General features: G+C 70.2%; 11 protein-coding genes and 4 tRNA genes. 7 read left to right on the forward strand and 8 right to left on the reverse strand.

Going from position 1 to position 12988, the window contains the following annotated elements; translation table 11 throughout:
• Positions 1-250: 250 nt before the first annotated feature.
• From crcB to A6A29_RS21535, 3 genes are all read right to left on the reverse strand, one after another.
• Entirely contained in the window at positions 251-625 is a 375-nt protein-coding gene (gene crcB, locus A6A29_RS21525; RefSeq protein WP_073722068.1) for a fluoride efflux transporter CrcB, read from the reverse strand.
• Positions 622-1089: a FluC/FEX family fluoride channel gene (locus A6A29_RS21530; RefSeq protein ID WP_073722148.1), complete on the reverse strand. Its 468-nt coding sequence runs from the start codon at positions 1087-1089 to the stop codon at positions 622-624. The genes crcB and A6A29_RS21530 overlap by 4 nt, the downstream gene beginning before the upstream one ends.
• A 122-nt stretch (positions 1090-1211) precedes the next feature.
• Positions 1212-1562: a metallopeptidase family protein gene (locus A6A29_RS21535; RefSeq protein ID WP_198953131.1), complete on the reverse strand. Its 351-nt coding sequence runs from the start codon at positions 1560-1562 to the stop codon at positions 1212-1214.
• Between the two features lie 112 nt (positions 1563-1674).
• Here A6A29_RS21535 and A6A29_RS21540 point away from each other — a divergent pair, with 112 nt between their 5' ends.
• The 4 genes from A6A29_RS21540 to A6A29_RS21555 all read left to right on the forward strand — a co-directional run bounded on the left by A6A29_RS21540 (position 1675) and on the right by A6A29_RS21555 (position 3648).
• Entirely contained in the window at positions 1675-3282 is a 1608-nt protein-coding gene (locus tag A6A29_RS21540; RefSeq protein WP_073722070.1) for a metallophosphoesterase family protein, read from the forward strand.
• 81 nt (positions 3283-3363) lie between these two features.
• Positions 3364-3436: transfer RNA gene (locus A6A29_RS21545), tRNA-Glu, on the forward strand.
• A gap of 38 nt (positions 3437-3474) precedes the next feature.
• Positions 3475-3549 (forward strand) — tRNA-Asp (locus tag A6A29_RS21550).
• A gap of 22 nt (positions 3550-3571) precedes the next feature.
• A tRNA-Phe gene (locus tag A6A29_RS21555) sits at positions 3572-3648 on the forward strand.
• 38 nt (positions 3649-3686) lie between these two features.
• Here A6A29_RS21555 and A6A29_RS21560 read toward each other — a convergent pair.
• The 3 genes from A6A29_RS21560 to A6A29_RS21570 form a co-directional block, all read right to left on the reverse strand.
• Positions 3687-4562: a cytochrome c biogenesis CcdA family protein gene (locus tag A6A29_RS21560; RefSeq protein WP_073722072.1), complete on the reverse strand. Its 876-nt coding sequence runs from the start codon at positions 4560-4562 to the stop codon at positions 3687-3689.
• Positions 4559-5377 (reverse strand): DsbA family protein, encoded by an 819-nt coding sequence (locus A6A29_RS21565; RefSeq protein ID WP_073722074.1) that lies wholly within the window; start codon positions 5375-5377, stop codon positions 4559-4561. The genes A6A29_RS21560 and A6A29_RS21565 overlap by 4 nt, the downstream gene beginning before the upstream one ends.
• Positions 5378-5438: 61 nt before the next feature.
• Positions 5439-5858, reverse strand: coding sequence for a hypothetical protein (locus A6A29_RS21570; RefSeq protein WP_073722076.1), 420 nt, complete (start codon positions 5856-5858; stop codon positions 5439-5441).
• A 162-nt stretch (positions 5859-6020) separates the two neighbouring features.
• Here A6A29_RS21570 and hrpA point away from each other — a divergent pair, with 162 nt between their 5' ends.
• The 3 genes from hrpA to A6A29_RS21585 all read left to right on the forward strand — a co-directional run bounded on the left by hrpA (position 6021) and on the right by A6A29_RS21585 (position 10574).
• On the forward strand, positions 6021-9953 hold the full coding sequence (hrpA, locus tag A6A29_RS21575) for an ATP-dependent RNA helicase HrpA (protein WP_073722078.1): 3933 nt from the start codon (positions 6021-6023) through the stop codon (positions 9951-9953).
• A gap of 116 nt (positions 9954-10069) precedes the next feature.
• Positions 10070-10144: transfer RNA gene (locus A6A29_RS21580), tRNA-Asp, on the forward strand.
• A gap of 142 nt (positions 10145-10286) precedes the next feature.
• Positions 10287-10574, forward strand: a complete 288-nt coding sequence (locus tag A6A29_RS21585; RefSeq protein ID WP_073722080.1) for a DUF6274 family protein — start codon at positions 10287-10289, stop codon at positions 10572-10574.
• Between the two features lie 524 nt (positions 10575-11098).
• Here A6A29_RS21585 and bldC read toward each other — a convergent pair.
• Positions 11099-11305, reverse strand: coding sequence for a developmental transcriptional regulator BldC (bldC, locus tag A6A29_RS21590; protein ID WP_003949541.1), 207 nt, complete (start codon positions 11303-11305; stop codon positions 11099-11101).
• Between the two features lie 698 nt (positions 11306-12003).
• A complete protein-coding gene (locus A6A29_RS21595) occupies positions 12004-12849 on the reverse strand; it encodes a hypothetical protein (protein WP_073722150.1) in 846 nt (281 codons plus the stop codon).
• Positions 12850-12988 lie beyond the last annotated feature (139 nt).

The raw sequence follows: 12988 nt of genomic DNA on the forward strand, positions 1-12988 counted from the left end.
CGGCGGAGCGAGGAAACGGCGGAGCGAACGGCGGAGCGGAACGGCGACCGAACGGCACGACCGCACACGACGGCCGCGCAGAACAGCCGCCCCGAACGGCCGCTCGGGGCGGCCACATCGGGTGGCGGGGGCGGGACAGCTCCGTGGGTCCGCGAGGACCTACGCCGACGGGGCCGTACGGGAGCGGCGCCGTGCCCAACTCCCCAACCCCCGCCGGAGACACGCCCGACACGCCGCCCGCCCGGCCGCGTTACGTCCCGAACCCGCCCGCCAGCTCCGCGCCCAGAAAGACCGCCCCCAGTCCCACCAGCAGGGACACCACCACATTGGCCGCGGCAAGGAAGGCCCGGCCGGTCTCGGCCAGCCGCAGCGTCTCGTACGAGAACGTCGAGTACGTCGTCAGCGCCCCGCACAGCCCCGTACCCAGCAGGGCGTACGTATGTGCGGAGACCGCGGCCCCGGTCAGCACCCCGAGCAGCAGGCTGCCCGCCGCGTTGACGGTGAACGTCCCCCACGGGAACACATACGGAAGTCCCCTTCCGTGGTGCGCCTGCACCGCGCGGTCCGTCAGATAGCGCAGGGGCGCCCCGACGGCCCCGCCGATCACCACCAGCAGCCAGTTCACGCGGCCCGCCCACCACCGCGTGCGCCCAGCAGCGCCCGCGTCGCCGCAGCCGCGCCCCACACCGCGCCGAGCGCCCCCACGACGGTCACCACCGCGTACGCCATGGCGGTCAGCGCCTCCTGGCGCACCAACAGCTTCGACACATCGGCCGCGTACGTCGAGAACGTCGTGAACCCGCCGAGTACCCCGACCCCGAGGAACGGCCGCACCAGCGGACGGGTCACCACGCCCCGCTCGGAGATCAGCACCATCACTACGCCGATCAGGGCGCAGCCGGTCACATTGACGCCGAGGACCGCCCAGGGGAACGCTCCTTCGGCGGTCGGCCAAAGCAGCAGGGCGGCGTACCGCGCGGAGGCACCCAGCGCGCCGCCCGCCGCGATGGCCCCGAGCACCTTCCACTTCTCGCGACCGGCCGTCTCCGCCCGTTGCGCGGGAACGGAGAGATCGACATCGGGGTCGATGGCCGGGCCCCGGGCCCGGCCGCCGCGGCCCCCGGCACCGTTGCCGAACCCGTCACCGTGGCCGAACCCGTCACCGTGGCCGTCGCTGTCGCCGTCGGGCTCCCGCTCGGGCCGGGGAGAGCTCACCCGTACCCCAGCGCGTGCAGCCGCTCGTCGTCGATGCCGAAGTGGTGGGCGATCTCGTGGACCACGGTGATCTCCGTCTCGGCGACGACGTCCTCGTGCGACTCGCACATCCGCAGCGTCGGACCCCGGTAGATGGTGATCCGGTCCGGCAGCACACCCGCGTACCACTCACCGCGGTCGGTGAGCGGCGTGCCCTCGTACAGCCCGAGCAGCTCGGGGTCGCCGGGGGCCGGTTCGTCCTCGACGAACACCGCGACGTTGTCCATCAGCCGCGTCAGCTCCGGCGGAATCCGGTCAAGAGCCTGGCTCACCAGCTCTTCGAACTGCTCCCGCGTCATCTCCAGCACCCCGCCATTGTCACGTACGACCGGCCGGGACGGGCGGGCTCCGGCGGTCCGGTCCGGGGTCCCGGCACAGCGCCCCCGCATGTCGGGGGCCGTATCGGGGCATACGGGTCCAATGGCCCGCGACCCGTTCCGTGCCGCAGTCGACCGCACCCGGCACCGCTCCCGAACCAAGCGCCCGCACCTCCGCAACTCCCTCCGCCGCTCCTTCCGCAACCCCCTCCGCACACGCCTCGGCCCGCCCGAGCGACCCGGCCTCCCCGCCGGCCCCCTCGCCGCCGCCCCGAACCCGTACCTCCGCGCGCTGGGCCTGCTCGCCGTCGTCGTGCTGGGGGCCTGGCTGGGACTGCTGGTCGTGGGCAGCGTCCGTACGCCGGTCGGCCCCATGGACACGAACATGACCCTGCGCCCCTCCCTCACCGGCGGCAGCAGGATCAACGTGTCCCCGCTCGGCGCCCTGGAGCTGAACTCGCACGTCGCGCCGCTGCGTCTCGACGTCGATGTCGACCGCCTCGACCCGGCGCGCTCGCAGACCCTGGTCGACCACCCCGAACAGTTCTCCGGCCTCCAGGACCAGGTCACCCGGGACGTCGCCACCGGCACCCGTGACCTGGCCGTGCGGTCCTGCGTGGCCGTCGTCTCCGGCGCCACCGCGCTCGGCCTCGCCGTCTACCGCCGCCCGCGCCGCGCCATGGCCGCCGGAGGGCTCGCGCTGACGCTCCTGGCCGCGTCCGGCGTCAGCGCGTACGCCACCTGGAACCCGAAGTCCGTCCTGGAGCCCCGGTTCTCCGGACTGCTGTCCAGCGCCCCGTCCGTCGTCGGCGACGCCCGCTCGATCGTCACCGAGTTCGACGTCTACCAGCAGGAACTGGCCCGGCTCGTCACCAATGTCACCAAGCTGTACGACGCCACGTCCACGCTCCCCGTCTACCGCCCGGACCCCGGCACCATCCGCGTCCTGCACGTCTCCGACGTCCACCTCAACCCCGCGGCCTGGCACATCATCGGCTCGCTCGTCGAGCAGTACGAGATCGGCGTGATCATCGACTCCGGCGACACCATGGACCACGGCAGTGCCGCCGAGAACGGCTTCCTGGACCCGATCCGCGATCTCGGCGCGCCCTACGTCTGGGTCCGCGGCAACCACGACTCCCCGATCACCCAGCAGTATCTGAAGGGCTTCGAGAACGTGCACGTCCTGGACGAGGGCAGCGCGGTGAGCGTGGCCGGACTGCGGATCGCGGGCACCGGCGACCCCCAGTTCACCCCGGACCGCGCGATCCCCGCCGAGGGCCGGGCGGCCGAACAGGCGGCGGGCGCACGGCTCGCCTCGGCGATCCGCGGCCAGAAACGGGCCGGCACCCCGGTGGACATCGCGGTCGCCCACGACCCGAACGCCGCCCGGGAGACCGACGGCACGGTCCCGCTCGTCCTCGCCGGGCATGTGCACCACCGGGTGAACGAACTCCTGAAGCGCGGTACGCGGCTGAAGGTCGAGGGCTCCACGGGCGGCGGGGGGCTGCGCGCCGTGCAGAACGAGAAGCCCGAGAAGGTGCGTGCCTCGGTGCTCTATCTGGACCGGGCCACCCGCCGTCTACAGGCCTGGGACGAGATCACGCTGGGCGGTCTGGGCCTGACGACGGCCGAGGTCAGCCGCCATCTGCCGGAGGAGAATCTGAAGAACGCCTCGCCCCCGCCGACGCCCGCCGCGACCTCCCCGTAAACCGTTTTGGCGATAGCTCCCCGCATCCCATATGCTTCTCACGTCCCCGACGCGCTGCAAAGCGAACAGGTGGGCCAATTAGCCCTCATCGTCTAGTGGCCCAGGACGCCGCCCTTTCAAGGCGGTAGCACGGGTTCGAATCCCGTTGGGGGCACGCTTTACTGTGTGCGAGACTCGTCTCGCACATTGCTTGGTCCTGTGGAGCAGTTTGGAGTGCTCGCCACCCTGTCAAGGTGGAGGCCGCGGGTTCAAATCCCGTCAGGACCGCTGCAGCCCTTGTGCGCTGCGTGGCTGGGTAGCTCAGTTGGTACGAGCGATCGCCTGAAAAGCGATAGGTCGCCGGTTCGATCCCGGCCCCAGCCACCACCCGAAGGCCCCGTCCGGTGGACGGGGCCTTCGTCGTGTCAGGCGTCTTCCTTTTCCCTCTGCTCCGGTGCCTCTGCCTGCTCCGGTGCCGCGGTGTCCCGCCGCCGCCAGGCCCGTACCCCCAGAACCAGCACCACCAGAGCCACCACGGACCCCAGCAGCGCCACGTCCGGAACGCGTTCCCCGAGGCGCTGCGCCCACTGCTCGACCGCGAACGAGTCGTCCACGTCCAGCAGTCCGGGCAGCGCGGTCGTCCCGTCGTAGATGAGGAACAGCGCACCGAGGCCGATGAAGAACAGCCCCGAGAGCAGCGACGTGGTGTGCAGCTCGAAGCGGCCGAGCCGGAAGGTACGGCCGCGCAGCCAGGCGCGGCGGCCGAGGTCGAAGCGTTCCCACAGCAGCGCCAGCACGAACAGCGGTACGGCCATGCCCAGCGCGTAGACGGCGAGCAGCAGCCCGCCGTAGACCGGGCTGCCGCTGACGGCCGCCACGGTGAGGACACTGCCCAGGATCGGACCCGCGCAGAATCCGGCCAGGCCGTACACCGCGCCCAGGGCGTAGACCGAGAACGCGGTCGTGGGGCGGATGCGGCCGCTGAGGGCCGCGATCCGCCGCGAGGCGAAGCCCAGGCCGACGATCTGCGCGACGCCGAGCCCGATGATCAGCCAGCCCGCGCCCGTCACCAGGGCGTCGCGGTGGCTGTAGAAGAGCCGGCCCGCGTACGAACCGGCGGCGCCGAGCGGGACGAGGGTGGTGGCCAGACCGGCGTAGAAGATGCCGGTACGGGCCAGCAGGCGTGAGGTGGAGTCGATGGAGTACGCGAAGAAGGCCGGGAGCAGCAGGGCGCTGCACGGGCTGACCAGGGCCAGCAGTCCGCCGAGGAAGGCCGCGAAGTAGCCGATGTCCGCCGTCACTTCGCGGAGTTCCCCGCGTTGCCGGTGCCGGAGCCCGTGCTCTTCGCCTTCTCGGCCGCCGTCTCGATGGCCTGCGTGAAGGTCTCCATCGGCTGGGCTCCGGCGATCGGGCGGCCGTTGATCAGGAACGAGGGGGTGGAGGTGGCGCCGATGCCGTACCCCTGCTCCTGGTCCTTGCTGACCGCGGCGCGGGCCGCGGAGCCGTCCAGGTCGGTCATGAACCGGTCGACGTCCTTCACCCCGGCCTGCTGGGCGAGCGCCTTGAGCCGGTCCTTGCCGAAGCCCTTCTCCTTGGCGCCCTCGGCGTACGCGGCCTCGTGGAACTGCCAGAAGCGGTTCTGCTGCCCGGCGGCCCAGGCGGCGCGGGCGGCGGCCTCGGACTCCTCGCCGAAGATCGGGAAGTTGCGCCACTCGATGCGCAGGGTGCCGTTCTCGACGTACTTCTCGATCAGCTCGGGCTCGGTGTCGCGGGCGAACTTCCCGCAGTAGCCGCACTTGAAGTCGGCGTACTCGATGAGCACGACGGGGGCGTCCGCGCGGCCCTGGGCCAGCTTGTCGCCGGCGTCGCGGCGGGCAAGCCCGGCCAGTTCGGGGTAGACGCCCTCCTCCGGGTCGGTGGACACCTCGGCGGCCGGTGCGGAGGCGCCGGAGGTTTCCACCGGGCCGGAGCCGGAGTCGGGGGCGGTCGCCCGGTAGGAGACGAAACCGAGGAGCCCGGCGGCGAGGACGACGACGGCTCCGTACAGCAGGGGCTTCCTGGCGGCGGAGGAAGAGGAGGAGGCAGATTTCTTCGACGGGGATGTGGGCGTGGGCATGCGGCACTCCGTGCTGGTGGTGCGGAGGAACAGGGCAGGGTGGGGCGGGGCAGCGGGGCTGCTACACCCTCAGCACGGAGAGTTCGACCGGGGTGGGCGTGGCCGGTGCGGGGGCGCGCGGGCGTATCCGTACGAGCGACCGGGGCGGTTCCTGGCCCACGGCCGCGGGAAGGCCCCAGTGGGCGAGTCCGGGCGCCTGGTCGTGCGCCGTGCGGGTCCGGGCCGGGACGGCGGGTTCGGTGCCGTCGTGGCCGCGCTTCTTGCCGCAGCCCGGGATGCGGCTGCCGCGCCGGTCCTCATCGACGGAGGAGACGGCGGTCGAAACGGCGGGCGGAACGGTTGGGGTGCTCACGGCCGCCGCCCCGTGCGCCGGGGCCCCGTGCGCCCCAGTCACCGTCGCCGCCGTCGCCGCCGGTCCGCAGAACAGCCCCATGACGACCGCGAGCACCGCCGCCAGGCAGCACCACTGCGTACGGGACACGGGGACGGCCTTCCTGGGGAATCCTGCGGGGCACACGCGTTCAGTTGCCCGAAATGGTACGTGCCGTGACCGCGTCCGCTCCCGCGGTCACCGGGAAGGTGACGCAGCCCGCGCGAAATACGTTCGCCACTCCTTGGGCGCGGGTGAGATCCTGGGACCCGTATGTCTACTTCCTTTGCCGATCTCCAGTCCCAGCTCGGACGGCTCTCCCTCCGTGACGCGCACCGGCTCGGCCGTCGCCTCGAAGGCGCGCGCCGCATCCGCAAGCCCGAGGCCCGACAGTCCGTGCTGGACGAGATCGCGGCCGAATCGGGGAAGGCAGCTGAGCGGCTCGCCGGGCGCGCCGCGCGGATGCCCGCCCTGTCGTACCCGGAACAGCTGCCGGTCAGCCAGAAGAAGGACGAGATCCTTGAGGCGATACGCGACCACCAGGTCGTGATCGTCGCCGGTGAGACCGGGTCCGGCAAAACCACGCAGATCCCCAAGATCTGTATGGAGCTGGGGCGCGGCGTCCGGGGCATGATCGGGCACACCCAGCCGCGCCGGATCGCCGCGCGCACGGTCGCGGAGCGGGTCGCCGAGGAGCTGAACACCCCGCTCGGCGAGACCGTCGGCTGGAAGGTCCGCTTCACCGACCAGGTGAACCCGGAGTCGACCTTCGTGAAGCTGATGACGGACGGCATCCTGCTGGCGGAGATCCAGACGGACCGCGAGCTGCTCGCGTACGACACGATCATCATCGACGAGGCCCACGAGCGGTCGCTGAACATCGACTTCCTGCTCGGCTATCTGGCCCGGCTGCTGCCCAGGCGCCCGGATCTCAAGGTCGTCATCACCTCCGCGACCATCGACCCCGAGCGCTTCGCCAAGCACTTCGGCGAGGCGCCGATCGTCGAGGTCAGCGGGCGTACGTATCCGGTCGAGGTGCGCTACCGGCCGCTCCTCGAAGAGGAGAGCGAGGACTCCGACCGGGACCAGATCACCGCGATCTGCGACGCCGTCGACGAGCTCCACGCGGAGGGGCCGGGCGATGTCCTGGTCTTCCTCTCCGGCGAGCGGGAGATCCGCGACACCGCGGACGCGCTGAACAAACGCAACCTCCGGCACACCGAGGTGCTCCCCCTGTACGCGCGCCTCTCGCACGCCGAGCAGCACCGGGTGTTCCAGCGTCATACGGGCCGCCGGATCGTCCTCGCGACGAACGTCGCCGAGACCTCGCTGACCGTCCCCGGCATCAAGTACGTGATCGACCCGGGCAACGCCCGCATCTCCCGCTACAGCCACCGCACCAAGGTCCAGCGGCTGCCGATCGAGCGGATCTCCCAGGCCAGCGCCAATCAGCGCAAGGGCCGCTGCGGCCGTACGTCGGACGGCATCTGCATCCGGCTGTACTCCGAGGACGACTTCGTGACCCGCCCGGAGTTCACGGACCCGGAGATCCTCCGGACGAATCTGGCCTCCGTCATCCTCCAGATGACCGCGGCCGGCCTCGGCGAGATCGAGAAGTTCCCCTTCATCGACCCGCCGGACCACCGCAACATCCGTGACGGCGTGCAGCTGCTCCAGGAACTGGGAGCGCTGGATCCCGACGAGAAGGACCCCAGGAAGAGGCTGACGGAGCTGGGGCGCAAGCTCTCCCAGCTGCCCGTCGACCCGCGGCTGGCCCGCATGGTCATCGAGGCCGAGCGCAACGGCTGTGTCCGCGAGGTCATGGTGATCGCCGCCGCGCTCTCCATCCAGGACCCGCGCGAGCGGCCCTCGGAGAAGCAGACGCAGGCCGATCAGCAGCACGCCCGGTTCCGGGACGAGACCTCCGACTTCCTGGCGTTCCTGAATCTGTGGCGCTACATCCGCGAGCAGCAGAAGGAGCGCGGCTCCTCCAGCTTCCGCCGGATGTGCAAGCAGGAGTATCTGAACTTCCTGCGCATCCGTGAGTGGCAGGACATCTACGCCCAGCTGCGCACGGTCGCGAAGCAGATGGGCATGCAGGTGGAGGAGCCTGCGGCGGACACGGCCCCGCCCGAGCAGGCGGTGCACACCTCGCTGCTGGCCGGGCTGCTGTCGCACATCGGGCTCAAGGACACGGAGAAGAACGAGTACCTGGGCGCCCGGAGCGCCAAGTTCGCGATCTTCCCCGGATCCGCCCTGTTCAAGAAGCAGCCCCGGTTCGTGATGTCGGCGGAGCTGGTCGAGACGTCCCGGCTGTGGGCGCGGGTCAATGCCCGGGTCGAGCCGGAGTGGATCGAGCCGCTGGCCCAGCATCTGCTGAAGCGCACCTACAGCGAGCCGCACTGGGAGAAGGACCAGGCGGCGGTGATGGCGTTCGAGCGGGTGACCCTCTACGGGGTACCGATCATCGCCCAGCGCAAGATCAATTTCGGCCGAATCGATCAGGAGACCTCGCGGGACCTGTTCATCCGCAACGCCCTGGTCGAGGGCGACTGGCGCACGCACCACCAGTTCTTCCATGACAATCGCAAACTCCTCGGCGAGGTCGAGGAGTTGGAGCACCGTGCCCGGCGCCGCGACATCCTCGTGGACGACGAGACGCTCTTCGACTTCTACGACCAGCGGATTCCGGAGCACGTCGTCTCCGGAGCCCACTTCGACTCGTGGTGGAAGCACAAGCGCCATGACGAGCCGGACGCGCTGGACTTCGAGCGCTCGATGCTCATCAACGAGAAGGCCGGGGCCGTCACCAAGGACGACTACCCGGACTCCTGGCGGCAGGGGAAGCTCAAGTTCCGGGTGACGTACCAGTTCGAGCCCGGGGCCGACGCCGACGGTGTGACCGTCCACGTCCCGCTCCAGGTCCTCAACCAGGTCACCTCCGAGGGCTTCGACTGGCAGATCCCGGGGCTGCGCGAGGAGGTGGTCACCGAGCTGATCCGCTCGCTGCCCAAGCCGATCCGCCGGCACTACGTCCCCGCGCCGAACTACGCGGACAAGTTCCTGGACCGGGCCGTGCCCCTCCAGGAGCCGCTGCCGTTCACGCTGGCCCGTGAGCTCCAGCGGATGGTCGGCGTCCCGGTCACGGCCGGTGACTTCGACCTGACCCGCGTCCCGGATCACCTGAAGATCACGTTCCGGATCGTCGACGAGCGGCGCCGCAAGGTCGCCGAGGACAAGGACCTGGAGGCGCTGAAGCTCCAGCTGCGCCCCAAGGCCCGCCAGGCCCTCTCCAAGGCCGCGGCGGAGACCGCCGGCCCCTCGGGCGAGTCCATCGAGCGCTCCGGCCTCACCGACTGGACGATCGGCGCGCTGAACCGTGTCTTCGAGACCCGGCGGGCCGGGCAGCCGGTCAAGGCGTACCCGGCCCTGGTCGACCAGGGCGAGAGCATCGCCGTACGGCTCTTCGACACCGAGGCCGAGCAGCAGCAGGCGATGTGGCGCGGCACCCGGAAGCTGATCCTGCTGAACATCCCGGTGAACCCCGCCAAGTTCGCCTCGGACCGGCTCACCAACCAGCAGAAGCTGGCCCTGTCCCGCAATCCGCACGGCTCCGTCCAGGCGCTCTTCGAGGACTGCGCGACCGCCGCCGCGGACCGGCTGATCGCCGCCCACGGCGGTCCGGCCTGGGACGAGCAGGCGTTCCGGAAGCTGTTCGACAAGGTGCGCGCCGATCTGGTGGACCTGACCGTCCGCACGATCGACCAGGTGCAGCAGATCCTGGCGGCCTGGCAGGCGTGCGAGCGCCGGCTGAAGTCCACCAACAGCCTGACGCTGGTCAACAACGTCACGGATGTGCGCGACCAGCTGGCCCGGCTCGTGCCGCCCGGTTTCGTCACCGCCACCGGGCTGCGCAGGCTGCCCGACCTCATGCGCTACCTGGTCGCCGTGGACCGTCGGCTCCAGCAGATGCCGACGGCCGTCCAGCGCGACACCACGCGCATGGAGAAGGTGCACGAGATGGCGGACGAGTACGCGTGGCTGCTCGAACAGCTGCCGCAGGGCAGGCCCGTTCCGCAGGAGGTGCTGGACATCCGCTGGATGATCGAGGAGCTGCGCGTGAGCTACTTCGCGCACGCGCTGGGCACGGCGTTCCCGGTCTCGGACAAGCGGATCGTGAAGGCGATCGACGCCGCGGCCCCGTGACCGGGGCCGCTCCGGAGGAGTGACGGAGTCACCACCAGGAGTGAAGTCGACCTGGACCTCCCACCTCCTGTACAGTCTGGTTTCGCAGCCAGCCGCGAGGCAGGCAGCGAAAACCTGGTCCTGTGGAGCAGTTTGGAGTGCTCGCCACCCTGTCAAGGTGGAGGCCGCGGGTTCAAATCCCGTCAGGACCGCAGTAGACGAAAGCCCGGATCCTCTGGATCCGGGCTTTCGTGCGTCTTGACGGCGGCATCCGCCACGGGTAACCCGTAGAGACAGAGGCCGCCCCTGTTTCCTTCGGCGAGAGGCGGCCGGGTCCACCGGGAGGTGGCTCGTATGTCCGCGTCCACGGCACGGCATGAGACCCGCGCACTGCTGCGGGCCCATCTGGCGGCCGCCTCCGACTTCCGGCATCTCACCCGGCACTGTCCGGTCTGCCATCGCCTCCTGCGTCTCGCCATGGAGCCCCTGACGGCCCCTGAGGCCCCGTACGCGCCTCCGGAGACCCCGGAGGCTCCCCAGGAGGCCTCGGACGCCCCCGAGGCGCACGAGGCGCCCGAGAGGGGGGAGCGGCCCGCCGGAGCGCGGGAGGGGACCGAGGACGAAAGTCCCGCCCCGGCATGACCAACGGCGGGACCGTTCCGCCTCCCCGCAGTGGCAGGCTCGTAGTTGGCAAGCTTCGGGCGATGTGACGGGAGTCACGGGAACAGTTTTCGGAAGGGGGGACCTTACACCCTTCCTACAACTGGCGAATTTAATATGTGCAATTGCACTACCTCGACAGCGCTACCGGACCGTTCCGTCCGGAGCTGCCCCACCGCGTCCCGGACGCTCACCCACAGTCCCCCACAGACCCACCCACAGACCACCGAACCGAACCGACCGCGCGGTTCCGATGCCCCGCGCGGACACCCCGGCCGGACGCCGCGCCGGACCCCCGGCCGGGACACCCGCCCCGACGCCGTCGGGGCACAAAAAAAGATCGCGCTGGACCCGGCGGAGTCCAGCGCGATCAAAACGACGTACCCGTCTTACGAAGGAATGACGCCCGTTGGGGCGGGCGTCCGTCGTGTGGAGCTATGGGTGGGCGGCTGAGGTATGGGGGACCTGGCAGCTGCCCGGTTGTGGTGCGGCGCGACAGGGGTGTGTCAGGCCTCGCTACGCTGCTGCGGAATACCCGCAAGCAGTGCGCGGACCTCTGCCTCGCGGTACCGGCGATGCCCACCGAGCGTGCGGATGGACGTGAGCTTGCCAGCCTTGGCCCAACGGGTGACCGTCTTCGGGTCCACGCGGAACATCGTGGCAACCTCAGCCGGGGTCAGCAGCGGCTCGGCATCAGGGGTGCGAGCGGTCATGAGCGGCCTCCTCGGGAGAACCGAACATTCTCGGTTCTTTCCTCTAAATTCTGCACCTTGACCCACGTTGCCCGAAATGGCGGACGCGGGCCGAGTCGGTTATAGGACGAACGGCTTGTCCTCGGCACTACAACTACACCATCCGTCCAGCCGCTTCGGCCAAACCGATGGAATTGCCCTCCCAGGTGTTCATCAGCGACGGAAGCCGATGGACCATGCCATAGCGGACAGTCACACCACCGTGACGATCAGTCACAGAGCGATCAGGAGTCACCAGACCCCCCATAGCGTGCAATGCTGAGCATTCCACCCATAGTTGGGCGGACGGAGCCCTCCCCGGACTCCTTGTCCTATTTTGGCACGAGGAGTAGGGATGGGCGCAAGGGCCCCGTTAGTGCTATCCGTCACGCTTGAGGCAAAGGCCCGGTTCGGGACGTAGGTCCTAGGCCCGTGGGAGTACTCTTCCGCCTCGCCCATCCCACGTGTCACACGGGACGCAGGTTCACACCCCGTCAGTTCCCATCAGACCCTGCCGGTTCCCGCGAGTTCCATGCGTTCCCGCGATGACCGGCCGTCCTCCCGGCTCTTCCCGGCACCTCCCGGCACCTCTTCCCGGCACCTCCTCCCACGGTTCGGTTCGTCCCGAACTGAGGATGCCCCGGTTCACTCAGATTGATGCCGCTGTGTGCCTTTTCACGTCAATTGGTGAACTGGCGGTCCTTTACCGCCCGCCAGCGCTCCGCGAGCCGGGCGTACGCCACCCCCGCACCGTCGCTGTCGCCGTCCCGGAGCGCCGCGAGCCCTTCGGCCACGTCCGCGGCCGACCGGTCCGCCGCGAGGTGCTCCGCCGGCAGCGCGTGCACCAGACCGCCGTAGTCGAGCTCGACCAGCGCCCGAGGATGGAATTCCTCCAGCCAGCGCCCCACATCCACCAGTCCCTCGGACAGCGGCCCGTCGTCGACGCTCTCGCGCAGCGTCTTGAGCGCCCGCGCCAGCCGGCGCCGCGCCTGCACCATCGGCGTCCGGTAGCGCAGCACGGACGGCCCGCCGTCGTCGGCCGCCGCCCCGTACTCCCGCTCCTCGTCGGAGAAGAGCACGAACCAGCGCACCGGGATGTGCCACACCGTGGAGCGGATCCATGGCCGCGCGTCCGGATTCCGCTTCTGCCAGCGCTCATGGTCCGCGAGCGCCTGCCCCCGGACGACAGGCGGCAGCACCGCGTCGAGCACAGTGGCCGGAAACAACCCCCCGAGCTCCTCCAGAGCCAGCCATCCGCGCAGCCGGGTACGCCACGGACAGACGCACACCACCCCGTCCAGCTCCGCCACGAACGCGTCCCCGCTCTCGTGCACGGGCACCCCGACCGGCGGGGTCGGCACCAAGTCCGCCAGCGAGCGACGCAGTTCGTCCTGGTACGTGGGCAGGGCGGAGCGCTGCGCGTACCGGGTCCAATGACTTCGTTCGGGCTCCGGGAAAGCGGCGAGGGGCTCGTACACCCGGAGATAGGACGTGTAAGGGACGAGCACTGAAGACACCACCGACATGCGGTAAATCGTGTCACGCCCGTACTCCGCCAGGGGGTGATCCTCCACACCGGCACGGATCTACGGGTCCGTAGGACTTACGCTCTTGCCCGTACCGGCCGTGCCCCGGCCGGTACAGGGCCCTCCCCACCTTCAGGAG

It is taken from the genome of Streptomyces sp. TSRI0281, assembly GCF_001905125.1.
Taxonomy (GTDB): Bacteria; Actinomycetota; Actinomycetes; order Streptomycetales; family Streptomycetaceae; genus Streptomyces.